The organism is Enterobacter chuandaensis (assembly GCF_003594915.1).
GTDB classification, from domain to species: Bacteria; Pseudomonadota; Gammaproteobacteria; order Enterobacterales; family Enterobacteriaceae; genus Enterobacter; species Enterobacter chuandaensis.
Map to the genome: position 1 here is coordinate 107,251 of NZ_QZCS01000002.1, position 23,444 is coordinate 130,694.

18 protein-coding genes and 7 tRNA genes are annotated in these 23,444 nt (G+C 54.3%); 18 read left to right on the forward strand and 7 right to left on the reverse strand.

The genetic code is table 11. The features are described from left to right. The first annotated feature begins 50 nt into the window (after positions 1 to 50). Both speF and potE read left to right on the forward strand, forming a co-directional pair. Positions 51 to 2,249: an ornithine decarboxylase SpeF gene (speF, locus tag D5066_RS03670; RefSeq protein ID WP_119915092.1), complete on the forward strand. Its 2,199-nt coding sequence runs from the start codon at positions 51 to 53 to the stop codon at positions 2,247 to 2,249. Next, positions 2,246 to 3,559: a putrescine-ornithine antiporter gene (potE, locus tag D5066_RS03675; protein WP_080327885.1), complete on the forward strand. Its 1,314-nt coding sequence runs from the start codon at positions 2,246 to 2,248 to the stop codon at positions 3,557 to 3,559. The genes speF and potE overlap by 4 nt, the downstream gene beginning before the upstream one ends. Positions 3,560 to 3,703: 144 nt before the next feature. Here the strand turns inward: potE and pgm are convergent, their stop codons facing one another. Further along, the gene (gene pgm, locus D5066_RS03680; RefSeq protein WP_116343897.1) at positions 3,704 to 5,344 is read right to left on the reverse strand and encodes a phosphoglucomutase (alpha-D-glucose-1,6-bisphosphate-dependent); all 1,641 of its coding nucleotides are present in this window, start codon (positions 5,342 to 5,344) and stop codon (positions 3,704 to 3,706) included. A gap of 24 nt (positions 5,345 to 5,368) precedes the next feature. After that, complete coding sequence (seqA, locus tag D5066_RS03685) at positions 5,369 to 5,917, reverse strand: replication initiation negative regulator SeqA (protein WP_119915093.1); 549 nt, start codon at positions 5,915 to 5,917, stop codon at positions 5,369 to 5,371. Between the two features lie 183 nt (positions 5,918 to 6,100). Here seqA and ybfF point away from each other — a divergent pair, with 183 nt between their 5' ends. The 4 genes from ybfF to fur all read left to right on the forward strand — a co-directional run bounded on the left by ybfF (position 6,101) and on the right by fur (position 8,712). Beyond that, entirely contained in the window at positions 6,101 to 6,874 is a 774-nt protein-coding gene (gene ybfF / locus D5066_RS03690; RefSeq protein ID WP_119915094.1) for an esterase, read from the forward strand. 128 nt (positions 6,875 to 7,002) lie between these two features. Beyond that, the gene (ybfE, locus tag D5066_RS03695; protein WP_014883017.1) at positions 7,003 to 7,290 is read left to right on the forward strand and encodes a LexA regulated protein; all 288 of its coding nucleotides are present in this window, start codon (positions 7,003 to 7,005) and stop codon (positions 7,288 to 7,290) included. Positions 7,291 to 7,445: 155 nt separating this feature from the next. Next, on the forward strand, positions 7,446 to 7,976 hold the full coding sequence (fldA, locus tag D5066_RS03700) for a flavodoxin FldA (protein ID WP_003858653.1): 531 nt from the start codon (positions 7,446 to 7,448) through the stop codon (positions 7,974 to 7,976). A 289-nt stretch (positions 7,977 to 8,265) separates the two neighbouring features. Then, on the forward strand, positions 8,266 to 8,712 hold the full coding sequence (fur, locus tag D5066_RS03705; RefSeq protein ID WP_008501066.1) for a ferric iron uptake transcriptional regulator: 447 nt from the start codon (positions 8,266 to 8,268) through the stop codon (positions 8,710 to 8,712). A gap of 101 nt (positions 8,713 to 8,813) precedes the next feature. Here the strand turns inward: fur and chiQ are convergent, their stop codons facing one another. From chiQ to nagE, 4 genes are all read right to left on the reverse strand, one after another. Next, positions 8,814 to 9,140 carry a ChiQ/YbfN family lipoprotein gene (gene chiQ / locus D5066_RS03710; protein WP_080328169.1) on the reverse strand — a complete coding sequence of 109 codons (327 nt, stop codon included), beginning with the start codon at positions 9,138 to 9,140 and terminating at the stop codon, positions 8,814 to 8,816. A gap of 47 nt (positions 9,141 to 9,187) precedes the next feature. Continuing rightward, the gene (gene chiP, locus D5066_RS03715) at positions 9,188 to 10,585 is read right to left on the reverse strand and encodes a chitoporin ChiP (RefSeq protein ID WP_080327887.1); all 1,398 of its coding nucleotides are present in this window, start codon (positions 10,583 to 10,585) and stop codon (positions 9,188 to 9,190) included. A gap of 447 nt (positions 10,586 to 11,032) precedes the next feature. Beyond that, positions 11,033 to 12,700 (reverse strand): glutamine--tRNA ligase, encoded by a 1,668-nt coding sequence (gene glnS, locus D5066_RS03720; RefSeq protein WP_041910779.1) that lies wholly within the window; start codon positions 12,698 to 12,700, stop codon positions 11,033 to 11,035. 179 nt (positions 12,701 to 12,879) lie between these two features. Beyond that, positions 12,880 to 14,901 carry an N-acetylglucosamine-specific PTS transporter subunit IIBC gene (gene nagE, locus D5066_RS03725; RefSeq protein WP_119915095.1) on the reverse strand — a complete coding sequence of 674 codons (2,022 nt, stop codon included), beginning with the start codon at positions 14,899 to 14,901 and terminating at the stop codon, positions 12,880 to 12,882. 327 nt (positions 14,902 to 15,228) lie between these two features. On the opposite strand from nagE, the gene nagB reads away from it, so the two are divergent. The 12 genes from nagB (at position 15,229) to D5066_RS03790 (ending at position 22,094) form a co-directional block, all read left to right on the forward strand. Beyond that, positions 15,229 to 16,029 carry a glucosamine-6-phosphate deaminase gene (gene nagB, locus D5066_RS03730; protein ID WP_028012356.1) on the forward strand — a complete coding sequence of 267 codons (801 nt, stop codon included), beginning with the start codon at positions 15,229 to 15,231 and terminating at the stop codon, positions 16,027 to 16,029. A gap of 54 nt (positions 16,030 to 16,083) precedes the next feature. Next, positions 16,084 to 17,232, forward strand: a complete 1,149-nt coding sequence (gene nagA / locus D5066_RS03735) for an N-acetylglucosamine-6-phosphate deacetylase (protein WP_119915096.1) — start codon at positions 16,084 to 16,086, stop codon at positions 17,230 to 17,232. Between the two features lie 8 nt (positions 17,233 to 17,240). Next, a complete protein-coding gene (gene nagC / locus D5066_RS03740) occupies positions 17,241 to 18,461 on the forward strand; it encodes a DNA-binding transcriptional regulator NagC (RefSeq protein WP_080327892.1) in 1,221 nt (406 codons plus the stop codon). Positions 18,462 to 18,506: 45 nt separating this feature from the next. Continuing rightward, entirely contained in the window at positions 18,507 to 19,259 is a 753-nt protein-coding gene (gene nagD / locus D5066_RS03745) for a ribonucleotide monophosphatase NagD (RefSeq protein ID WP_061098871.1), read from the forward strand. A gap of 250 nt (positions 19,260 to 19,509) precedes the next feature. Next, the gene (gene asnB / locus D5066_RS03750) at positions 19,510 to 21,174 is read left to right on the forward strand and encodes an asparagine synthase B (protein ID WP_119915097.1); all 1,665 of its coding nucleotides are present in this window, start codon (positions 19,510 to 19,512) and stop codon (positions 21,172 to 21,174) included. Positions 21,175 to 21,400: 226 nt separating this feature from the next. Further along, positions 21,401 to 21,477, forward strand: a tRNA-Met gene (locus tag D5066_RS03760). A gap of 8 nt (positions 21,478 to 21,485) precedes the next feature. Continuing rightward, positions 21,486 to 21,570, forward strand: a tRNA-Leu gene (locus D5066_RS03765). Between the two features lie 23 nt (positions 21,571 to 21,593). Then, a tRNA-Gln gene (locus tag D5066_RS03770) sits at positions 21,594 to 21,668 on the forward strand. Positions 21,669 to 21,700: 32 nt separating this feature from the next. Then, a tRNA-Gln gene (locus tag D5066_RS03775) sits at positions 21,701 to 21,775 on the forward strand. A 17-nt stretch (positions 21,776 to 21,792) separates the two neighbouring features. After that, positions 21,793 to 21,869, forward strand: a tRNA-Met gene (locus D5066_RS03780). A gap of 39 nt (positions 21,870 to 21,908) precedes the next feature. Next, positions 21,909 to 21,983: transfer RNA gene (locus D5066_RS03785), tRNA-Gln, on the forward strand. A gap of 36 nt (positions 21,984 to 22,019) precedes the next feature. Further along, positions 22,020 to 22,094: transfer RNA gene (locus D5066_RS03790), tRNA-Gln, on the forward strand. An 86-nt stretch (positions 22,095 to 22,180) separates the two neighbouring features. Here the strand turns inward: D5066_RS03790 and ubiF are convergent. After that, the gene (ubiF, locus tag D5066_RS03795) at positions 22,181 to 23,356 is read right to left on the reverse strand and encodes a 3-demethoxyubiquinol 3-hydroxylase (protein WP_119915098.1); all 1,176 of its coding nucleotides are present in this window, start codon (positions 23,354 to 23,356) and stop codon (positions 22,181 to 22,183) included. Positions 23,357 to 23,444 lie beyond the last annotated feature (88 nt).

A 23,444-nucleotide genomic window follows, 5' to 3' on the forward strand; every position in this document is an offset into this window, starting at 1 on the left:
TTTTTGCAAGAAATCGAGGGACGCATATTACCTAAAATAAAGAGAGAAAGATGAAAAAGTTAAAAATCGCAGCCAGCCGTGCATGTCCGGACTGCTTTGTTACCCAGCGTGAAATGGTGGATATCCGTACTTCTGATTATATTGATGTAGCCGCCATTGTTCTGGCGGTCAGCGATATTTCCTGCGGCATACTGGACGAAATTGAAGCCACCGGTTTTGGCATTCCCGTCTTTGTCGCGACGCACAAAGAAGAGATTATCCCGGCAGAGTATTTATCACGCATTCATGGCGTATTTGAACATTCAGACACCAGCAACGACTTTTACGGACGTCAGCTGGAAGCGGCCGCGCAGAAATATGAAACCCAACTGCGCCCGCCGTTTTTCCGCGCGCTTGTCGACTATGTGAAGCAGGGCAACAGCGCCTTCGACTGCCCGGGGCATCAGGGTGGCCAGTTCTTCCGCCGCCATCCTGCCGGTAATCAGTTTGTCGATTTCTTTGGTGAGACGCTTTTCCGCTCCGACCTGTGCAACGCCGACGTGGCGATGGGGGATCTGCTGATCCACGAAGGCGCTCCGTGCATCGCCCAGCAGCATGCGGCAAAGGTATTTAATGCCGATAAGACCTACTTCGTGCTGAATGGCACCTCGTCATCCAACAAAGTGGTGCTTAACGCCCTGCTCACCCCTGGTGACCTGGTGCTGTTCGACCGTAATAACCATAAATCTAACCATCACGGTGCCCTCCTCCAGGCAGGCGCTACGCCGGTCTATCTGGAAACCGCGCGCAACCCGTACGGCTTTATCGGCGGCATTGACGCACACTGCTTTGAGGAGAGTTACCTGCGCGAGCTGGTATCGGAGGTGGCGCCGGGCCGCGCACGTGACGAACGTCCTTTCCGTCTGGCGGTGATCCAGCTGGGTACCTACGATGGCACCATCTATAACGCCCGTCAGGTGGTGGATAAGATTGGGCACCTGTGTGATTACATCCTGTTTGACTCTGCGTGGGTGGGTTACGAGCAGTTTATTCCGATGATGGCCGACTGCTCTCCGCTGCTGCTGGAGCTGAACGAAAACGATCCGGGGATTTTGGTTACCCAGTCCGTGCATAAACAGCAGGCTGGCTTCTCGCAGACCTCGCAAATTCACAAGAAAGACAGCCACATCAAAGGTCAGCAGCGCTATGTCCCACATAAGCGGCTGAATAATGCCTTTATGATGCACGCTTCCACCAGCCCGTTCTATCCGCTGTTTGCCGCGCTGGACATTAACGCCCGTATGCACGAAGGACAGAGCGGTCGCAATATGTGGATGGACTGCGTGGTGACGGGCATCGAGGCGCGCAAGCTGATCCTGGAGAACTGCCGGTTTATTCGTCCGTTCGTGCCCGAGACGGTGGATGGCAGCGCCTGGGAAAGCTGGGACACGGCGGAGATTGCGACCGATCTGCGCTTCTTCCATTTCGTACCGGGTGAACGCTGGCACGCCTTTGAAGGTTACGCTGAGCACCAGTATTTTATCGATCCGTGCAAGTTGCTGCTGACCACGCCGGGTATTAACGCGCGCACCGGCGAATATGACGACTTCGGCGTGCCCGCTACTATCCTCGCCAACTTCCTGCGTGAAAACGGCATCGTGCCGGAAAAATGCGACCTCAATTCGATCCTGTTCCTGCTCACACCTGCGGAGGACATGGGCAAGCTGCAGCAGCTGGTCGCCCAGCTGGTGCGCTTCGAAAAACTGCTTGAGAGCGATGTGCCGCTGAAAGACGTCCTGCCTTCTCTCTATAAACAGCATCCGGAACGTTACGCGGGCTACACCCTGCGCCAGATCTGCCAGGAGATGCACGACCTGTACGCCCGCCACAACGTGAAGCAACTGCAAAAAGAGATGTTCCGCAAATCTTACTTCCCACGCGTGATGATGAACCCGCAAGAGGCGAACTATGCCTATCTGCGCGGTGAGGTCGAGCTGGTTTCACTGCGCGACGCGGAAGGCCGCATTGCCGCTGAAGGCGCGCTCCCTTACCCACCGGGGGTACTGTGCGTTGTGCCGGGTGAAGTCTGGGGCGGTTCCGTGCTGCGCTACTTTGCCGCACTGGAAGAGGGGATCAACCTTCTGCCTGGCTTCGCGCCGGAGCTGCAGGGTGTGTACGTCGAGGAGTGTGATGGGCGCAAACAGGTTCGCTGCTACGTCATCAAACAACCTGCTGCTCAGCCATCGCTGCTGAAAGGAGAAAAATTATGAGCAAGTCCAATAAGATGGGCGTGGTGCAGCTGACTATCCTCACCATGGTTAACATGATGGGATCCGGGATTATTATGCTGCCCACCAAGCTTGCCGAAGTGGGGACCATCTCAATCATCTCCTGGCTGGTGACGGCCGTCGGCTCGATGGCGCTGGCGTGGGCGTTTGCCAAGTGCGGGATGTTCAGCCGCAAGTCAGGCGGGATGGGCGGCTATGCCGAGTACGCCTTCGGCAAGTCCGGCAACTTTATGGCGAACTACACCTACGGCGTGTCGCTGCTGATCGCCAACGTGGCGATTGCCATTTCCGCCGTGGGTTACGGTACAGAGCTGTTTGGCGCGACGCTTAGCCCGGTGCAAATTGGGCTGGCGACTATCGGGGTGCTGTGGATCTGCACCGTGGCGAACTTCGGCGGCGCGCGTATCACCGGGCAGCTCAGCAGCATCACCGTCTGGGGCGTAATTATCCCGGTTGTCGGCCTGTGCGTCATCGGCTGGTTCTGGTTTAGCCCGACGCTGTACGCCAACTCCTGGAACCCGCACCACGTGCCGTTCTTTACCGCAGTGGGCTCGTCTATCGCCATGACGCTGTGGGCCTTCCTCGGTCTGGAATCCGCCTGCGCGAACGCGGAAGTGGTGGAGAATCCGGAGAAGAACGTCCCGATTGCGGTCCTCGGCGGGACGCTGGGCGCGGCGGTGATCTATATCGTTTCAACCAACGTGATTGCGGGCATCGTACCGAACATGGATCTGGCTAATTCCACGGCACCGTTTGGTCTGGCCTTCGCCCAGATGTTTACGCCGGAAGTCGGGAAAGTGATCATGGGTCTGATGGTCATGTCCTGCTGCGGCTCGCTGCTCGGCTGGCAGTTCACCATTGCGCAGGTGTTTAAATCTTCGGCTGACGAAGGCTACTTCCCGAAAATTTTCTCCCGCGTAACCAAAGCGGATGCGCCGGTGCAGGGTATGCTGGCGATTGTCATCTTCCAGAGTGGATTGTCGCTGATGACCATTAGCCCGTCGCTGAACAGCCAGTTCAACGTGCTGGTCAACCTGGCGGTAGTGACGAACATCATTCCGTATATTCTGTCGATGGCGGCGCTGGTGATCATTCAGAAAGTGGCGAAGGTGGATCCTCGCAAAGCGCGTGTGGCGAATATCGTGGCGCTGGTTGGGGCGATTTACAGCTTCTATGCGCTCTACTCATCCGGCCAGGAAGCGATGCTGTATGGCGCGATGGTGACCTTTATGGGCTGGACGCTGTACGGTCTGGTGTCACCGAGATTTGAATTGAAGAACAAACATAGTTAAAAAAAAGCCCGGTGGCGCTAGCGCTTACCGGGCCTACGAGGTCAATGCAAAACGGCAACCCTGAGGTTGCCGTTTTTAATGTTTTCTCCCTCTCCCTGTGGGAGAGGGTCGGGGTGAGGGCATCAGCCCGCACACAAACCGCACTTATGCGTTTTTCAGCACTTCGCTGACAATCTCTACCGCTTCTTTCTCAATCTGCTGGCGATGCTCAGCGCCGAGGAAGCTTTCGCAATAGATTTTGTACGCATCTTCCGTACCGGATGGACGCGCGGCAAACCAGCCGTTTTCGGTCATCACTTTCAGGCCACCGATAGACGCACCGTTACCCGGTGCCGCCGTCAGACGCGCGGTGATCGGATCGCCTGCCAGGGTACTGGCACTGACCATCTCAGGAGAGAGTTTGGACAAAGCCGCTTTCTGTGCAGAGGTCGCGCCAGCCTGAATACGGTTATAGCTTGGCGCACCAAAGCGTGCCGCCAGCTCATTGTAGTGTTCCTGCGGGTTCTTGCCGGTAACCGCGGTAATCTCAGCCGCCAGCAGGCACATGATGATGCCGTCTTTATCGGTCGACCACGGGGTGCCGTCGAAACGCAGGAAGGACGCGCCTGCGCTCTCTTCGCCGCCGAAGCCAAAGCTGCCGTCGTGCAGACCGTCAACGAACCACTTGAAGCCCACCGGCACTTCCACCAGCTTGCGGCCCAGCGCGTCGACCACGCGGTCGATCATCGCAGAAGAGACCAGCGTTTTACCGACGGCCACCTCTTTGCCCCACTGCGGACGGTGCTGGAACAGGTAGTTGATGGCGACTGCCAGATAGTGGTTCGGGTTCATCAGCCCTGCCGGGGTGACGATGCCGTGGCGGTCATAATCCGGGTCGTTAGCAAACGCCAGATCGAATTTATCACGCAGCGCCAGCAGGCCCGCCATCGCGCACTCGGAGGAGCAGTCCATACGGATCGCGCCGTCTTTGTCCAGGTGCATAAAGCGGAAGGTCTGATCGACGTGATCGTTCACGATGGTCAGGTCCAGCTTGTAATGCTCAGCGATGCGTTTCCAGTATTCGATACCGGAGCCGCCCAGCGGATCCACGCCCAGCTTCAGGCCGGCTTTCTGAATGGCCGCCATATCGACGATATCCGCCAGTCCTTCCACGAACGGCTGAACCAGATCCTGCTCTTTCACGTGGCCGGAGGCCATCGCTTCATCAAGAGAAATACGTTTAACGCCTTTCAGGCCGTCGGCCAGCAGCGCGTTTGCACGATCTTCCACCACTTTGGTGACGTTGGTATCTGCCGGACCACCGTTAGGCGGATTGTATTTGATGCCGCCGTCTTCCGGCGGGTTGTGGGATGGGGTAATAACGATCCCGTCCGCCAGCGCGCCGCCTTTTTTATTGTGCACAAGGATGGCGTTTGAAACCGCAGGCGTTGGAGTAAACCCATTGTTCTCCTGAACAATCACGTCCACACCGTTCGCCGCCAGCACTTCCAGCACGGAAATAAACGCCGGTTCAGACAGCGCATGGGTATCTTTACCCACGTAGCATGGACCGGTAACGCCGTTTTTAGCGCGCTCTTCCGCAATGGCCTGAGCAATGGCCAGAATGTGCGGTTCGTTAAAGCTGTGGCGCGCCGCACTACCGCGGTGGCCAGATGTACCAAACTTCACTGCGTGTTCTGCGTTGCCCACGACCGGTTTCAGCACGTAATACTGCGCGGTCAGCTGAGCGACGTTAATCAAATCGCTTTGTTGTGCAGGTTGGCCTGCACGGCTGTGATTTGCCATTACCGGGTCCTTCTGATGCAAGGGTTAAATTGTACCGCAAACCTTTTCAATCAATTCCGCCGGGAACTGCATGGACTGCATGATGTGTTCAATCATGCTGCACTTGCGGCCCGTATTGGTATTGGTGATCACCCAGTACGGAGTGCCAGGGACATGTTTAGGTTTGGTTTGATTGCCATTTTGCAGCAGCGTCTGCTCGTCACCGGCGAAATAGACGCGGGTACGGCCGTGCAGCGACTCGGTCGCTTCAGCAAACGCTTTGTTATCCAAGGAGTAAAGTGTAGACAGTACCAGCATAAAACGGTTAACCGCCTTTTTCTGCTCCGCGTATTCATCGGAGAGCAGCAGCTCGCGCATCGCGCGCACTCTATCTTTAACCGGCGTCACGGCGGGTTTGACTTGTGCAACAACGCTCGGCTGAGACACGACATCTTTGGAAACTGGGGTGGCAGGCTGTGAAGCGGCGGAAATTTTAAGCATGCGCCGTAAAATGTCGGACGCGCTCTCCCCGATATGCCGAGTCTGGCTGGCAATATACTGATAGAGTTCGTCATCAACTTCGATTGTTTTCATCTTAATCCAGTGCGATATCTTATCTGAATACAAGTCATTGGGATTATAAGGTCAAATCCCAACAGCGGATAGCGTCAAACCAGGTTGGCGGCAAAAGTCAGATTAAACTGGAACCTTGCAGCCGGGCGGCAGAATGGTCAACATGATACCCTAACCTGACATACGTAAAAAAAGAACTTTGCCATGAAATTGAATACCCGAGCGCAAACTGCACAATCGCCGAGCAATAATTCCCCCATCGTGCTGGTTCACGGGCTGTTTGGCAGCCTGGATAATCTGGGCGTGCTGGCGCGCGATCTGGTTACCGACCACGATATTCTCCAGGTGGATATGCGCAACCACGGGCTTTCCGGCCGCTCAGACGAGATGACCTACGCGGCAATGGCCCAGGATCTGCTGGATACGCTGGACGCCCATAACCTGCAAAAGGTAACCCTCATCGGGCATTCCATGGGTGGCAAAGCGGTGTTGGCGCTCACCGCGCTGGCACCTGAGCGGATTGCCGGGCTTGTGGTGATTGACGTTGCGCCGGTGGATTACGACGTTCGCCGTCACGATGAGATTTTCGCGGCGATCAATGCGGTGACTGAAGCTGGCGTTTCTACACGTCAGCAGGCCGCGGCCGTTATGCGCGAGCATCTTGATGAAGAAGGCGTGGTGCAGTTCCTGCTGAAATCGTTCGTTGAAGGGCAATGGCGTTTTAACGTGCCGGTGCTGTGGGACCAGTACAACAATATCGTGGGTTGGGAAACCGTCCCCGCCTGGCCGCACCCTACCCTCTTTATTCGCGGCGGTAACTCGCCTTACGTCACCGATGCGTACCGCGACGTGCTGCTGGCGCAGTTCCCGCAGGCGCGCGCCCACGTGATTGCCGGGGCCGGACACTGGGTTCATGCAGAAAAACCTGACGCCGTACTGCGCGCCATTCGCCGCTATCTCGCTGATACTGCAAATTGATTAAAAAGAGAGCGACTGGAAGGCTGCGGGCTTCCAGTCGTTGGCGTGCCGTTTTTGGTGATGTATGATGGCGCGCTTATCGCCCGGGCATTAGCAGGGCGGCGTGTTTCCCCCGAAGTCTCAGAATCATGGCCAAAGAACAAACGGACCGTACGACACTAGATCTGTTCGCGAATGAGCGTCGACCGGGACGACCGAAAACGAATCCGCTTTCGCGCGATGAACAGCTGCGTATTAATAAACGCAATCAGCTTAAACGCGATAAAAATCGTGGGCTTAAGCGTGTCGAACTGAAGCTCAACGCCGACGCGGTCGATGCGCTTAATGAACTGGCGGAGGCGCGTAATATCAGCCGCAGCGAGCTCATTGAAGAGATGTTGATCGCCCAGCTAGAGACGTTGCGCAGCCAGGCATAAGTCTGAAAATCCCCTTTATCGCCCTTTTCATGTAGCACAGAGTGCAGTCCTGCGCGATAGCTGTTTCCGCAGGGTTGCCTGTTCTGCTATTATTGCCCTTATCCGTGGACAATTTGCGCCACCATACCATTAAGTTTCAAGAGGTTATTTTACTCATGGCAATCATCGGCATTTTCTTCGGCAGTGATACCGGCAATACCGAAAATATCGCAAAAAACATTCAGAAACAGCTCGGTAAAGACGTTGCTGATGTGCATGACATCGCCAAGAGCAGCAAAGAAGATCTCGAGGGCTATGACATCCTGCTGCTGGGTATTCCTACCTGGTACTACGGTGAAGCCCAGTGCGACTGGGATGATTTCTTCCCGACGCTGGAAGAGGTGGACTTCAACGGCAAGCTGGTTGCCCTGTTCGGTTGTGGCGATCAGGAAGACTACGCCGAGTACTTCTGTGACGCGCTGGGCACCATCCGCGACATCATTGAGCCACGCGGTGCAGCAATTGTCGGTCACTGGCCAACGGCGGGTTACCACTTTGAAGCCTCTAAAGGTCTGGCAGATGATGACCACTTCGTTGGCCTGGCCATCGATGAAGACCGTCAGCCAGAGTTGACCGCAGAGCGTGTTGAAAAATGGGTGAAGCAGGTTCGCGAAGAACTGAACCTGGACGACATCCTTAACGCCTGATTTCCCTGCGGCGCAACTCCGGTTGCGCCTGATTTCCAGGTAAAACCGATTAAATTAATTGCTACAAACTTTTAACTTTTTCGCCCAGACCTGTACAATGTCTCCCTGGTAAAATGTGGTTTCCATTGAGCAAGTTTGTTGGTGATACCCCATTTTTATAAGCATACTTTGCCTGAGACTTGCAGTTTTCATTTAGCCATGGCAGTTCTATAATGAGACGCATTATCCAAGGTGCATTTTCTGTCACTTCCTCCAGAAGTGAATCGTTTAGCAACAGGACAGATTCCGCATGACTGACAACAATACCGCATTAAAGAAGGCTGGCCTGAAAGTAACGCTTCCTCGGTTAAAAATCCTTGAAGTGCTTCAGGGTCCAGACAATCACCATGTCAGTGCGGAAGACCTCTATAAACGTCTTATCGACATGGGTGAAGAGATTGGGCTGGCCACCGTTTATCGCGTGCTGAACCAGTTTGATGACGCGGGCATTGTTACCCGTCATAATTTCGAAGGCGGTAAATCTGTTTTCGAACTGACCCAGCAGCAGCACCACGATCACCTGATCTGCCTCGATTGCGGCAAGGTCATTGAATTCAGCGATGATTCTATCGAAGCGCGTCAGCGTGAAATCGCAGCCCGTCATGGCATCCGCCTGACCAACCACAGCCTGTACCTTTACGGTCACTGCGCTGAAGGTGATTGCCGCGAGAATGAACACGCGCACGACGCAAAATAAGTCAGCGTTCATACTCTGAGCCAGCCGAAAGGTTGGCTTTTTTTTGCCTTTTTTGGGCAATAAAAAGCCCGGTAGCGCAGCGCCACCGGGCGTAAAGTAACTTATTTATTGTTATTGCGTATCTCGTTCCAGATCTTATCGCAACGCTTTGCGACTTCCTGATCGTTACCGGTTTTACGCGCCTGGATACAGGCCTGGTAATCCATCACGCGAATATTCTCCTGCGTTGCAAACTGCTCATGCGCTTTCTCTTTCTTCAGCACATTTAGCACGTTCTGACAGGCTTCAATTTTCTCCGGCGATCCTTCCGCACTATTAATACAGGCGCTATACGCCTCCTTCAGACGGGAGTCCTCTTTTGGCGCCTGAGTCTGCGTGCACGCCACCAGCCCTGATGCCAACAGCGCGACGATTACGATTTTTTTCATCATGTGCACTCTCCATACCGGCAGGAGTCACCCCGCCGGTGCGTTCATCAGAAGATAGTGAATGGGGCGATAACCATGAATTTCACGTCACGTTCATCCTGGAAGATGTTGCCGTAACCGCCCGCGTAGCTTGGGATATCGGAGTGGTTGTCATACTGCGTGAAGTGCAGTTTGAACATCGTGCCTTTCGCGCGGCCATCCTGCAGGGTGTAGATAGCATCCAGGCTGTAGGAGGACTCTTTCAGGCGATAGTTTGGATCGTAGTACGCATCCGGCGTAGCCATATCGGCAGGTTTTGCGTCCCAGGCGTAAGCGTAAGAAGCGCCCACTGCCCAGCCCGGCAGGTTCCAGTTTTTCAGGTCATACATGGCGCCGAAGAAGACCGCTTTTTCGCCGTCGGCGTTGAAGTCAGAGCGGTTATCCCACCAGATATCAAGACGGCCGTTAGATGAGGCATAGGTTGGGGTCATACGCTGCAGGAAGTAGCCCTGCTGCCCTTCCGCCTTCACCCATGTGCCTTCCAGGCGTAAATCAACCTGGCCAACCTTGTAGCCGAAGGTCAACGCCTGCAGCCACGCGGTGCCGTTATAAATGTCATTTACACTGCCATCGCTGACTTTATCGCGCGTACCGTAGAACTGATAGCTGGTGCTCAGCGGGCTACCGGCGATATCAAATTTGTAGCTGGCTTTAGCAAAATACTGATCGATATAGCCTTCGGCCTGGCCAAATGCGGCTTCCAGAACCAAATCGTTTTTAAAGTCGTACTTCGCGCCCAGCGAGTGGAGGTATTCGACTTTGGTTTTCTTATCGTTCTGGTAGAACTTATCCATCTCAATGTGCCACGGCGCTTTGTACTCGTTGGTCCACATATAGGAGAAGCTCAACGCACCCGCATCACCATAGTCAAAGTTAGCCCCTGCTTCTGCACCCTGGTAAGTGCCCGGCATAAAGCTCCAGTGCGGCGCTAACAGCGTCTGGCCAGTTGGCTGAATATAGCCCCCACGCGCCCAGACCGGGCCGTATTTAAATTTCGCTGCGGCCTTATAAAGGCTGATACCACTTTTATCCCCGGACCAGTCTTCATCGTAGGCTTTATTGCTGGAGGAGAACGCAATTTCGTTCGGGTGACCGCTATCGCCGTTTTCAGCCATTTCAATCGCGGTAAATGCGGCAATATCCAGACCGAACATATCGGCGGCATAGCCTGACTGGAAGTCCAGGTTGGCGTTCCAGGTAGAATGAGAGAGGTTAGTTTTGTATTTATCTTCAGTGACGTCTTTACGGTCACGCTCACGCTGCCAGTAATAAATACCGCCCGTAAGGGTAGAATCTTCGATGAAACCTGCTGCTTTCGCCTCTGGCACAACCACCAGGCCCGACATTGCTGTCACACCGGCGATAGCCAGCGCCAGCGCACTACGTTTGCCACTGAACGTACGCATAGATTATTCCTCTTTGACGAATTAAAACGCCTTAAACGGCGAAAAACAGAAAAGACCAAATGGTCAGGGGTAGTTATAAATACCCTCGAATTAACTACCGTCTTTAGGTTATTTTTCGCGACGCGAATTATCAATGCTTTTCAGTGGGCAAAAGTCAGGATTATGACGAAGTGCACATAATTGGTAGTGGTTTGTAACATTTAGCGCGAGGCGAGGTTTGGCGGGGCAAGGCGTTAATTTCTGGAGGATAAAACCGTTAAATTTCGCTAATTTCTACTTATTCCGGACTGGTGAAAATATACAAACTTTTTTTTGAAAAATAAGTAGCACCGCATTGACCTGAAATTTCAGCCAGACCTATTTTAGCTCCGCTATAACGATATGATCATTCAATAAAAAAACGCCGCAATAAGCGGCGTTTGTTTCTCATTGACCAGAGCAGCAATATTATTCGCCGATCTTCGTCCAGGTATCACGCAGGCCTACGGTGCGGTTAAATACCGGTTTTTCAGCGGTGCTGTAACGGCTGTCCAGGCAGAAGTAACCTTCACGCTCGAACTGGAACGCTTTGCCCGCTTCAGCCGCTTTAAGCGATGGCTCCGCATAACCCTGTTTGATTACCAGCGATTCCGGGTTGATGGTTGCCAGGAAGTCTTCCGCTGCGCCCGGGTTAGGCACGCTGAACAGACGATCGTACAGACGAATTTCAACCGGCAGCGCGTGGGAAGCGCTCACCCAGTGGATAACGCCTTTCACCTTGCGGCCATCCGCCGGATCTTTGCTCAGCGTTTCAGCATCATAAGAGCAGAAGATGGTGGTGATATTCCCTTCTGCATCTTTCTCTACGCGCTCGGCTTTGATGACGTAGGCGTTACGCAGACGCACTTCTTTACCCAGCACCAGACGCTTGTACTGCTTGTTGGCCTCTTCGCGGAAGTCAGCACGGTCGATCCAGATTTCACCGCTGAACGGCACGTCACGGCTTCCCATTTCCGGTTTGTTCGGATGGTTAGGCATGGAGACCAGTTCACTTCCACCCTGCGGGTAGTTTTCGATAACCAGCTTAACCGGATCGATAACCGCCATTGCACGCGGGGCGTTTTCGTTGAGGTCTTCACGAATGCAGGATTCCAGAGACGCCATTTCGATGGTGTTGTCCTGCTTGGTCACGCCGATGCGTTTGCAGAACTCACGAATAGAGGCGGCAGTGTAACCACGACGGCGCAGACCAGAGATGGTTGGCATACGCGGGTCGTCCCAGCCTTCAACGTGCTTGTCGGTCACCAGCAGGTTCAGCTTACGCTTGGACATCACGGTGTATTCCAGATTCAGACGAGAGAACTCGTACTGGCGCGGATGCACAGGAATGGTGATGTTATCCAGCACCCAGTCGTACAGACGACGGTTGTCCTGGAACTCCAGCGTACACAGGGAGTGCGTAATGCCTTCCAGCGCATCGCTGATGCAGTGGGTGAAGTCGTACATCGGGTAGATGCACCACTTGTTGCCGGTCTGGTGGTGTTCTGCGAACTTAATGCGGTACAGCACCGGATCGCGCATCACGATGAACGGCGATGCCATGTCGATTTTGGCACGCAGGCACGCTTTGCCTTCTTCGAAGCCACCAGCACGCATTTTTTCAAACAGCGCCAGGTTCTCTTCCACGCTGCGATCGCGGAACGGGCTGTTTTTGCCCGGCGCGGTCAGCGTACCGCGGTATTCGCGGATCTCATCGGCAGACAGCTCGTCGACATACGCCAGGCCTTTGTTGATCAGTTCCACCGCATAGGCATACAGCTGATCAAAATAGTCAGATGAGTAGCAGATATCGCCAGACCAGTTGAAGCCCAGCCATTGCACGTCGTTTTTAATGGACTCAACGTATTCGATGTCTTCTTTTACTGGGTTGGTGTCATCGAAACGCAGGTTGCACTGGCCCTGGTAGTCTTGCGCAATACCAAAGTTCAGGCAGATCGATTTCGCGTGACCAATGTGCAGGTAACCGTTCGGCTCCGGCGGGAAACGCGTATGGACTGTGGTGTGCTTACCACTGGCCAGATCTTCATCGATGATCTGACGAATAAAGTTACTCGGGCGGGCTTCTGCCTCACTCATCGTGGATTCCTCAAAGCGTAAACAACGTATAACGGCGTATGATCTTATAAGCAGGACGTAGTGACAACCCTTAGTTACGGAAAATACGTATCAGATGAAAATAATGGGGGCGTTTGCTGCAAAAAAAAGCGGCGGAGGATATCCCCCGCCGCTTAAGGCATGACTCTACTCAGGAGCGATTACTTGCCTTTAATCTCATACAGTGGTGTCTGACCCGCAACCACCTGACCTTTTGCCTGGAGTACCAGACCGCTAAAGTCGTCGATGTTGCTGCACACAACCGGGCTAATCATCGAACGCGCGTTGGCGTTCAGGAAGTCCAGATCCATTTCCAGAATCGGCTGACCGGCCACCACTTCGGCACCCTCTTCCACCAGGCGAGTAAAGCCCTGACCGTTCAGCGCAACGGTATCGATACCCATATGGACAACGATCTCCGCGCCTTTTTCGGTTTCGAGGCAGAACGCGTGGTTAGTGTTGAAGATTTTCACGATGGTACCGGCCGCAGGAGATACAACGGTTTTGTCCGTTGGTTTCACCGCCACGCCGTCACCGACCGCTTTGCTGGCGAACGCTTCGTCAGGCACCTGCTCAAGCGCAACCACGTCACCGGTGACGGGAGAAACCAGCGCAGCGATGGTCACCGCGTTTGGCACCGCCTGCGGTTTTGCAGCCGCTGGCGCAGCGGCAGGTGCGGCAGAAGCTTCTGCAGCGGCTACCGGACCGGTGGTTTTCATGGCGTTAGCAATTTTCTCAGCCACGAAGCCGACGATGATCTGCACGCTGGTTTTGTTCAGGCGGATAACGCCAGAAGCTCCCAGACGTTTTGCCAGCGCTTCGTTCACCAGAGAAGAGTCTTTCACGTTCAGACGCAGACGAGTGATACAGGCGTCAATACCGGTCAGGTTGTCAGAACCGCCCACAGCGGCGATGTACTGACGCGCCAGGCCAGAAACGTCCTGCTCCTGAGCACCGCTCACGTTCACATCCTGACCATCCGCTTCGCTACCGGCCACAGCCAGCTCGCGACCTGGGGTCATCAGGTTGAATTTGGTGATAGTGAAGCGGAACACCACGTAGTAGATAACGAAGAACACCAGACCTTGTGGGATCAGCATCCACCAGTGGGTCGCCAGCGGGTTACGGGACGACAGCACCATATCCACCAGACCGGCGCTGAAGCCGAAACCGGCAATCCACTGCATGCTTGCAGCGATGAACACGGAGATACCGGTCAGCACAGCGTGGATCACATACAGAACCGGCGCAACGAACATGAAGGAGAATTCCAGCGGCTCTGTGATACCGGTGAAGAAGGCAGCGAACGCACCTGCCATCATGATACCCAGCACTTTCGCTTTGTTTTCAGGGCGCGCGCAATGATAGATAGCCAGCGCTGCACCCGGCAGGCCGAACATCATGATTGGGAAGAAGCCCGCCTGATAACGACCGGTGATACCTACCACCGCTTTACCGGCTTCGATGGACTGTGCGCCACCCAGGAAGTTAGGAATATCGTTAATACCGGCAACGTCGAACCAGAACACGGAGTTCAGCGCGTGGTGCAGACCAACCGGGATCAGCAGACGGTTGAAGAACGCGTACACGCCCGCACCGACGGAACCCAGTTTCTGGATGTGTTCACCGAAGTTCACCAGACCGTCGAAGATAACCGGCCAGATGTACATCAGGATGAACGCAACGAAAATCATCACGAAAGAGGTCAGGATGGGCACCAGACGGCGACCGCTGAAGAACGACAGCGCCTTTGGCAGCTCAACGCTGCTGAAGCGGTTGTACAGTTCCGCAGAGATAATACCGACGAGGATACCCACGAACTGGTTGCTGATCTTACCGAACGCGGCTGGAACCTGGTCCGCCGGGATCTTCTGGATCATGGAAACCGCAGCCGGAGAACAGAGCGTGGTCAGCACCAGGAAGCCCACGAAACCGGTCAGCGCCGCAGCACCGTCTTTATCTTTGGACATACCGTAAGCCACACCAATGGCAAACAGCACGGACATGTTGTCGATGATAGCGGAACCAGATTTAATGAAGAACGCCGCTAATGCGTTGTCTCCACCCCAGCCTACCGGGTCAATCCAGTAACCGACACCCATTAATATCGCTGCCGCCGGCAGCGTGGCGACCGGCACCATAAGCGCACGGCCAACCTTCTGTAAATAACCTAGAATACTCACTTTCTTCCCCCTATGAGACCCCGTTTCAGGCACGTTCTCTGCTGTGTTTTTTATTGTGTCACTAACTATTAATACAGTTGATGATTCACTGGCATTGTGAGTGTGTGAAAAATTAATTCGTATCGCAAATTAAACACCCATTTTTTGTGATTTTTGTCACCAAATATCGTAATCACCCCTCCCTTTCACTGGCTAACAGTCAAAACTTATTTTATCATTCAAAAAATCGAGACGGATTGATCCGGCCTGAAAGGTTCCAGGTTACGCTTAAGCATCAGGTTCCGATACCCATCCGCCCACTCTTCTACTTAAACTTTGAGGTGAACAATGAGACTGATTCCCCTGGCAACTGCTGAACAAGTCGGTAAATGGGCCGCTCGCCATATCGTTAACCGTATTAATGCCTTCAAGCCTACTGCCGATCGTCCCTTCGTTCTTGGCCTTCCAACCGGTGGTACTCCACTGACCGCGTACAAAGCGCTGGTTGAAATGCACAAAGCGGGCCAGGTTAGCTTTAAACATGTTGTGACCTTCAACATGGACGAATATGTTGGCCTGCCAAAAGAGCATCCAGAAAGCTACCATAGCTTCATGCACCGCAATTTCTTTGATCACGTTGATATCCCAGCTGAAAATATTAATCTGCTGAATGGAAATGCGCCGGATATTGACGCAGAATGCCGTCAGTACGAAGAAAAAATCCGTTCTTACGGTAAAATCCACCTGTTCATGGGTGGCGTGGGCAACGATGGTCATATCGCGTTCAACGAACCAGCCTCTTCTCTGGCTTCCCGTACCCGTATTAAAACGCTGACCCATGACACCCGCGTGGCAAACTCCCGCTTCTTTGACGGTGACGTGAACCAGGTTCCAAAATACGCCCTGACCGTTGGCGTAGGCACCCTGCTGGATGCCGAAGAAGTGATGATTCTGGTGCTGGGCGGCGTGAAAGCGCAGGCGCTCCAGGCTGCCGTTGAAGGCAACGTTAACCACATGTGGACTATCAGCTGCCTGCAGCTGCATCCGAAATCAGTTATCGTCTGCGACGAGCCGTCCACGATGGAGCTGAAGGTGAAAACGTTGAAATACTTCAATGAGTTAGAAGCTGAGAACATCAAAGGTCTGTAATTGAATAACCGCCTCTTCATCAAGAGGCGGCCGCTTTTTTAACCGGGGGTCGTTATGTACGCTTTAACCCACGGTCGGATTTATACCGGCCATGAAATTCTGGATGACCATGCGATTGTTATCGCCAATGGCCTGATTGAACGTGTTTGTCCGCTGGCAGAACTGCCGCCGGAGATTGAACAGCGCTCACTCAATGGAGCAACGATCTCCCCCGGTTTCATCGACGTACAGCTGAACGGCTGCGGCGGTGTGCAGTTCAATGATACCGCCGAGGCGGTGACGGTTGAAACGCTGGAAATCATGCAGAAAGCTAACGAGAAATCAGGCTGCACCAGCTATCTGCCAACGCTCATCACCAGCAGTGATGACCTGATGAAACAGGGTATCCGCGTGATGCGCGAATACCTGGCGAAATATCCGAATCAGGCGCTGGGCCTGCACCTGGAAGGACCGTGGCTGAACATAGTTAAGAAAGGGACGCATAACCCGGACTACGTTCGCAAACCGGACGCCGAACTGGTCGACTACATGTGTGCCAACGCTGATGTCATCACCAAAGTCACGCTGGCGCCTGAAATGACCGGTACGGAGGTCATCAGCAAACTGGCTGCCGCCGGGATTGTCGTTTCAGCAGGCCATTCAAACGCCACGCTGAAAGAAGCCAAAGCGGGCTTCCGCGCGGGCATTACCTTTGCCACGCACCTTTACAACGCCATGCCGTATATTACCGGCCGTGAACCGGGTCTGGTCGGGGCGATTTTCGACGAACCAGACGTCTACTGCGGCATTATCGCTGATGGCATGCACGTTGATTACACCAATATTCGCAACGCCAAGCGGCTGAAAGGTGACAAGCTCTGCCTGGTCACCGATGCTACCGCGCCAGCAGGTGCAAATATTGAGCAGTTCATTTTTGCCGGTAAAACAATATACTACCGCAACGGACTGTGTGTGGATGAAAACGGTACGCTGAGTGGCTCCTCTTTGACCATGATTGAAGGGGTGCGTAACCTGGTTGAGCATTGTGGGATTGCACTTGATGAAGTCCTGCGTATGGCCACCCTTTATCCTGCTCGCGCGATGGGCGTGGATAAACAGCTTGGCGGAATTGCACCAGGTATGGTTGCAAACCTGACGGCATTCACACACGATTATAAAATTATTAAGACCATCGTTAATGGTAACGAGGTCGTCACTGAGTAAGTAAAAGTATGACACCAGGCGGACAAGCTCAAATCGGTAATGTCGATCTCGTTAAACAACTTAACAGTGCGGCGGTATATCGTCTGATTGACCAACACGGTCCAATCTCGCGGATCCAGATAGCCGAACAAAGCCAGCTTGCTCCCGCCAGCGTGACAAAAATTACCCGCCAGCTCATTGAGCGCGGTTTGATCAAAGAAGTCGATCAGCAGGCCTCCACCGGGGGCCGCCGCGCCATCTCCATTATTACCGAAACCCGTAATTTTCAGGCCATTGGCGTCCGGCTTGGTCGTCATGACACCACGCTCACGCTGTACGATCTGAGCAGCAAAGCCATTGCCGAAGAGCACTACCCGCTGCCAGAGCGCACCCAGGAGACGCTGGAACACGCGCTGCTGAATACCATCGCGCACTTTATTGAAAGCTGTCAGCGTAAAATTCGCGAACTCATCGCCATCTCCGTCATTCTGCCGGGCCTGGTCGACCCGGAAAGCGGCGTTATTCGTTACATGCCGCATATTCAGGTTGAGAACTGGGCGCTGGTCGACGCGCTGGAGAAACGCTTTAAGGTGACCTGTTTTGTCGGCCACGATATTCGATCTTTAGCACTGGCTGAGCACTACTTTGGTGCGAGCCAGGACTGTGAAGACTCTATTCTGGTGCGCGTACACCGCGGTACGGGCGCAGGCATAATCTCCAATGGCCGTATTTTCATTGGTCGAAACGGTAACGTCGGCGAGATTGGCCACATTCAGGTTGAACCGCTCGGCGAACGCTGCCACTGCGGAAACTTCGGCTGCCTTGAAACCATCGCCGCCAACACGGCCATTGAACAGCGCGTTCGCCATCTGCTTGAACAGGGTTATCAAAGCCGCGTCACGCTGGACGATTGCAAGATAGCCACCATCTGCAAAGCCGCCAATAAAGGCGACGCGCTGGCCTGCGAGGTGATAGAGCAGGTAGGTCGCCATCTGGGTAAAACCATCGCCATCGCCATTAACCTGTTTAATCCGCAGAAAGTGGTGATCGCCGGAGAGATTGTTGAAGCGGAAAAGGTGCTGCTCCCCGCCATTGAAGGTTGTATTAACACCCAGGCGCTGAAAGCATTCCGCCAGAATCTTCCGGTGGTTCGTTCAAAGCTTGACCATCGCTCGGCGATTGGCGCGTTCGCGCTGGTCAAACGCGCCATGCTCAACGGAATTCTGCTCCAGCATTTGCTGGAAAGTTGATCGGACCTTATAGTAACGCCTTCTTTTTTTGATGTCGGAATGTCCATGACCATTAAGAATGTAATTTGTGATATCGACGGCGTGCTGATGCACGACAACGTTGCCGTGCCAGGTGCTGCGGAATTTCTTCACCGCATCATCGACAAAGGAATGCCACTGGTTCTACTCACGAACTACCCTTCTCAGACCGGTCAGGATCTGGCGAACCGCTTTGCCACCGCAGGCGTCGACGTGCCGGACAGCGTGTTTTATACCTCGGCAATGGCAACGGCGGATTTTCTGAAGCGTCAGGAAGGGAAAAAAGCTTACGTTGTCGGTGAAGGCGCGCTGATCCATGAGCTGTATAAAGCAGGCTTTACCATTACCGATGTGAACCCGGACTTTGTGATCGTCGGTGAAACGCGCTCCTTTAACTGGGAGATGATGCATAAAGCAGCCTACTTTGTCGCCAGCGGCGCGCGTTTTATCGCCACCAACCCGGATACGCACGGCCGTGGTTTCTATCCGGCCTGCGGCGCGCTCTGCGCCGGTATCGAAAAAATCTCTGGCCGCAAGCCGTTTGTTGTCGGTAAACCGAGCCCGTGGATCATCCGCGCCGCACTGAATACGATGCAGGCGCACTCAGAAGAAACCGTCATTGTCGGCGATAATCTGCGTACGGATATTCTGGCCGGTTTCCAGGCGGGGCTTGAAACCATTCTGGTGCTGTCTGGCGTCTCTCAGCTTGATGACATTGATACGATGCCGTTCCGCCCAAGCTGGATATACCCCTCCGTCGACGAAATCGACGTTATTTGATACCGAACCACGCCTCAGGGCGTGGTTTTTCATTTCCGCCGCCTGAAAACGTTACATCATCTAACAAAATCCGCCTTTCACTGAATAAACCTCAATAAAATCGCTATAGCCATACTCTTTTTTTAAGATTCAGCAATTACCATTGCACTTTTTACGTTTTCACCCGTAAAACGCTTGCGCCCCCTCCCCCTTTTGCGGCATTTTCATAAGCAAGCAACATCACAATGCAACAGGGTTAACGGAGAAGGTTATGTGTTCAATTTTTGGCGTACTGGATATTAAAACTGATGCGGGCGAACTGCGTAAAAAGGCACTCGAATTGTCCCGCCTGATGCGCCATCGCGGCCCGGACTGGTCAGGCGTTTACGCCAGCGACAAAGCGATTCTGGCTCACGAACGTCTGTCTATTGTTGACGTCAACGCCGGTGCACAGCCGCTGTATAACGAGAAAAAAACGCACGCGCTGGCTGTTAACGGTGAAATCTATAACCATCAGGCGCTGCGCGCCGAGTACGGCGACCGCTACGCCTTCCAGACCGGTTCTGACTGTGAAGTGATCCTGGCGCTGTATCAGGAAAAAGGTCCGGAGTTTCTCGACGATCTGCAGGGCATGTTTGCCTTCGTCCTGTACGACAGCGAAAAAGACGCCTACCTGATTGGCCGCGACCACATCGGCATTATCCCGCTGTACATGGGCCACGATGAACACGGCAACTTCTATGTCGCGTCCGAAATGAAAGCCCTGGTTCCGGTCTGCCGCACCATTAAAGAGTTCCCGGCAGGCAGCTATCTGTGGAGTAAAGACGGTGAAATCCGTCCGTACTATCAGCGCGACTGGTTCGATTATGACGCGGTTAAAGACAACGTGACGGATAAAGCCGAGCTGCGTCAGGCGCTGGAAGATTCCGTGAAAAGCCACCTGATGTCAGACGTCCCGTACGGCGTACTGCTCTCCGGCGGCCTGGACTCCTCCGTGATCTCCGCGATCACCAAGAAATTCGCGGCCCGCCGCGTGGAAGATCAGGAGCGTTCCGAGGCCTGGTGGCCGCAGCTGCACTCCTTTGCCGTGGGCCTGGAAGGTGCACCAGATCTGAAAGCCGCGCAGGAAGTGGCGAACCACCTCGGCACCGTGCACCATGAAATTCACTTCACCGTGCAGGAAGGTCTGGATGCGATCCGCGATGTGATCTATCACATTGAGACCTATGACGTGACCACCATTCGCGCCTCCACGCCGATGTATCTGATGTCGCGTAAGATCAAAGCGATGGGCATCAAGATGGTGCTCTCCGGTGAAGGCTCTGACGAAGTGTTTGGCGGCTACCTGTACTTCCACAAGGCGCCGAACGCCAAAGAGCTGCACGAAGAGACCGTGCGCAAGCTGCAGGCGCTGCATATGTTTGACTGTGCACGTGCTAACAAAGCGATGTCGGCCTGGGGCGTTGAAGCGCGCGTGCCGTTCCTGGATAAGAAATTCCTCGACGTCGCGATGCGCATCAACCCGCAGGACAAGATGTGCGGCAACGGCAAAATGGAAAAACATATCCTGCGTGAATGTTTTGAATCCTACCTGCCGGCAAGCGTGGCATGGCGTCAGAAAGAGCAGTTCTCTGATGGTGTTGGCTACAGCTGGATCGACACCCTGAAAGAGGTGGCGGCAAAACAGATTTCTGACCAGCAACTGGAAACTGCGAGCTTCCGCTTCCCGTACAACACCCCGGGCTCGAAAGAAGCGTATCTGTACCGTGAGATCTTTGAAGAGCTGTTCCCGGTTCCAAGCGCTGCCGAGTGTGTTCCTGGCGGTCCGTCAGTGGCCTGTTCCTCCGCGAAAGCCATTGAATGGGATGAATCTTTCAAGGCGATGAACGATCCATCAGGACGCGCGGTTGGCGTTCACCAGTCCGCCTACAAATAATCACAACAATTTCAAACAGGCTCCTCAGGGGCCTGTTTTTTTTGCCTCACATTTCACCACCGAAAACCGATTAATAACCAATAATTGCCGAATATTCGGCCACGCTGTTCGCAACCTAACCAAACAGTCACATTCCGGCTATTTTCGTTGAAAAAGGTGTTGACGCTGCAAGGGTCTATACGCATAATGCGCCCCGCAACGCCGATAAGGTAACGCGAAAAAAGATGGCTACGTAGCTCAGTTGGTTAGAGCACATCACTCATAATGATGGGGTCACAGGTTCGAATCCCGTCGTAGCCACCATCTTTTTTGCGGGAGTGGCGAAATTGGTAGACGCACCAGATTTAGGTTCTGGCGCCGCAAGGTGTGCGAGTTCAAGTCTCGCCTCCCGCACCATTCCCAGGTAAGCGTTGCACGGATGGGGTATCGCCAAGCGGTAAGGCACCGGTTTTTGATACCGGCATTCCCTGGTTCGAATCCAGGTACCCCAGCCATATTTCTTCGATTTTGCGGTTCTCCGCGGTATTGGGGTATCGCCAAGCGGTAAGGCACCGGTTTTTGATACCGGCATTCCCTGGTTCGAATCCAGGTACCCCAGCCATCGAAGATTGCAGTACTGGCTACGTAGCTCAGTTGGTTAGAGCACATCACTCATAATGATGGGGTCACAGGTTCGAATCCCGTCGTAGCCACCAAATTGAGATTATCGATTTGTTTCGGTAATAAAAAATTGTTGGGGTATCGCCAAGCGGTAAGGCACCGGATTCTGATTCCGGCATTCCGAGGTTCGAATCCTCGTACCCCAGCCAATTTAAAAAGTCGTTAAGCAGTCTGTTTAACGCAATTGGGGTGTCGCCAAGCGGTAAGGCTCTGGTTTCTGATACCAGCATTCCGGGGTTCGAATCCCTGCACCCCAGCCACTTAAAACAAACAAGCCCGCTCTGCGGGCTTTTTTGTGCCTGATGCCCTCACCCTAACCCTCTCCCACGGGGAGAGGGAATAAAGATTAGAGTCCGAGGGCGTATTTCAGGGCCTGGCGTTTCAAACCACCGGCACGTTCCGCTGCCATCAATCCAATATTACGCAGAATGCGCACCGGAGCCAGGTCATTGCTGAACCCGGCATAGAACAGATCCATCCCCGACTGCATGATGAAGTTATCCGCCATACGGCGCGTCTGATAGCGCTTCAGCACCTGATGGCTGGCCCAGGCTTCCGCATGAGCGCGTGCGTTGCCCAGCACGTCCAGTAACGCATCGACGTCACGGTATCCAAGGTTGACTCCCTGCCCCGCCAGCGGGTGGATGGTGTGTGCCGCATCGCCCACCAGCGCCAGCCCTTCTCGGGCATACTGCAGAGCATGACGGCGCGTGAGCGGGAATGCCCCTGCGGTGACCGGCGTCACGTTGCCAAGGCGGCTCGGGAAGTGCTGCAGGATTTCCCGCTGCAATTGTTCCATACTCAGCCCCTGCAGCTGGCGAATGCGCGCTGGCTTGTCGTACCACACCAGCGACGCCCAGTTATCGAAGAGCGGTAAAAACGCGTGCGGGCCGTTCGGGGTAAAATGCTGCCAGGTGCTGTCGCCCGGCGCGTTCTCGCACTGGACGGTAATCAGCATGCAGGACTGCTGGTACTGCCAGGCATGAACGCCAATTCCCGCCATCTGTCTGACCTGCGAATTAGCACCATCAGCCCCTACCACCAGCTTTACGGCCAGCTCATCGCCATTGTCCAGCGTCAGAACATAGCCGCCGTCATGGCGATGCAGTGCCTTAAGTGACGCAGGCATACGCAGCGTCACCTTCGGGTGTGCCTCCAGCGCCTGCCAGAGCGCCAGCTGGAGCACGTTATTTTCCACCATATAGCCCAGTCGCGGCAGCTTCAGCTCGGCGGCATCAAACGACACGTGGGCATTTTCCCACTCCCAGGTTTCAAGGCGGCTGTAAGGGTGCGCGCGCATCGCCTGCACCGATTCCCAGACGCCCAGGCCGCGCAGCAGATCGACGGACGCCGCGCTGATGGCGGAAATGCGCACGTCCGGTTTGCTGGCGGGATCGAATGCCGGCGGTGCCGACTGCTCAATTACCGTTACCTCAAATCCCTGCTTCGCCAGCCCCAGCGCCAGCGCGCCGCCGACCATACCGCCGCCGACAACGGCAACTTCGGTGTGTTGGAGTGTCATGGTCAATTTTCCTTATTGGAGAATCCTTTAAGTTTACCGGATTTTTGCGGTCCTGAGACACATAACCTTCATACTGGTCACAACCCCA

Bases quoted from the DNA above. Each gene is read 5' to 3' on its own strand.
- nagC (WP_080327892.1), top strand. From the start codon at position 17,241: ATGACACCAGGCGGACAAGCTCAAATCGGTAATGTCGATCTCGTTAAA.
- fur (WP_008501066.1), top strand. From the start codon at position 8,266: ATGACTGACAACAATACCGCATTAAAGAAGGCTGGCCTGAAAGTAACG.
- seqA (WP_119915093.1), bottom strand. From the start codon at position 5,917: ATGAAAACAATCGAAGTTGATGACGAACTCTATCAGTATATTGCCAGC.
- chiP (WP_080327887.1), bottom strand. From the start codon at position 10,585: ATGCGTACGTTCAGTGGCAAACGTAGTGCGCTGGCGCTGGCTATCGCC.
- chiQ (WP_080328169.1), bottom strand. From the start codon at position 9,140: ATGAAAAAAATCGTAATCGTCGCGCTGTTGGCATCAGGGCTGGTGGCG.
- ubiF (WP_119915098.1), bottom strand. From the start codon at position 23,356: ATGACACTCCAACACACCGAAGTTGCCGTTGTCGGCGGCGGTATGGTC.
- ybfF (WP_119915094.1), top strand. From the start codon at position 6,101: ATGAAATTGAATACCCGAGCGCAAACTGCACAATCGCCGAGCAATAAT.
- speF (WP_119915092.1), top strand. From the start codon at position 51: ATGAAAAAGTTAAAAATCGCAGCCAGCCGTGCATGTCCGGACTGCTTT.
- nagA (WP_119915096.1), top strand. From the start codon at position 16,084: ATGTACGCTTTAACCCACGGTCGGATTTATACCGGCCATGAAATTCTG.
- pgm (WP_116343897.1), bottom strand. From the start codon at position 5,344: ATGGCAAATCACAGCCGTGCAGGCCAACCTGCACAACAAAGCGATTTG.
- ybfE (WP_014883017.1), top strand. From the start codon at position 7,003: ATGGCCAAAGAACAAACGGACCGTACGACACTAGATCTGTTCGCGAAT.
- nagB (WP_028012356.1), top strand. From the start codon at position 15,229: ATGAGACTGATTCCCCTGGCAACTGCTGAACAAGTCGGTAAATGGGCC.
- glnS (WP_041910779.1), bottom strand. From the start codon at position 12,700: ATGAGTGAGGCAGAAGCCCGCCCGAGTAACTTTATTCGTCAGATCATC.
- fldA (WP_003858653.1), top strand. From the start codon at position 7,446: ATGGCAATCATCGGCATTTTCTTCGGCAGTGATACCGGCAATACCGAA.
- potE (WP_080327885.1), top strand. From the start codon at position 2,246: ATGAGCAAGTCCAATAAGATGGGCGTGGTGCAGCTGACTATCCTCACC.
- nagD (WP_061098871.1), top strand. From the start codon at position 18,507: ATGACCATTAAGAATGTAATTTGTGATATCGACGGCGTGCTGATGCAC.
- asnB (WP_119915097.1), top strand. From the start codon at position 19,510: ATGTGTTCAATTTTTGGCGTACTGGATATTAAAACTGATGCGGGCGAA.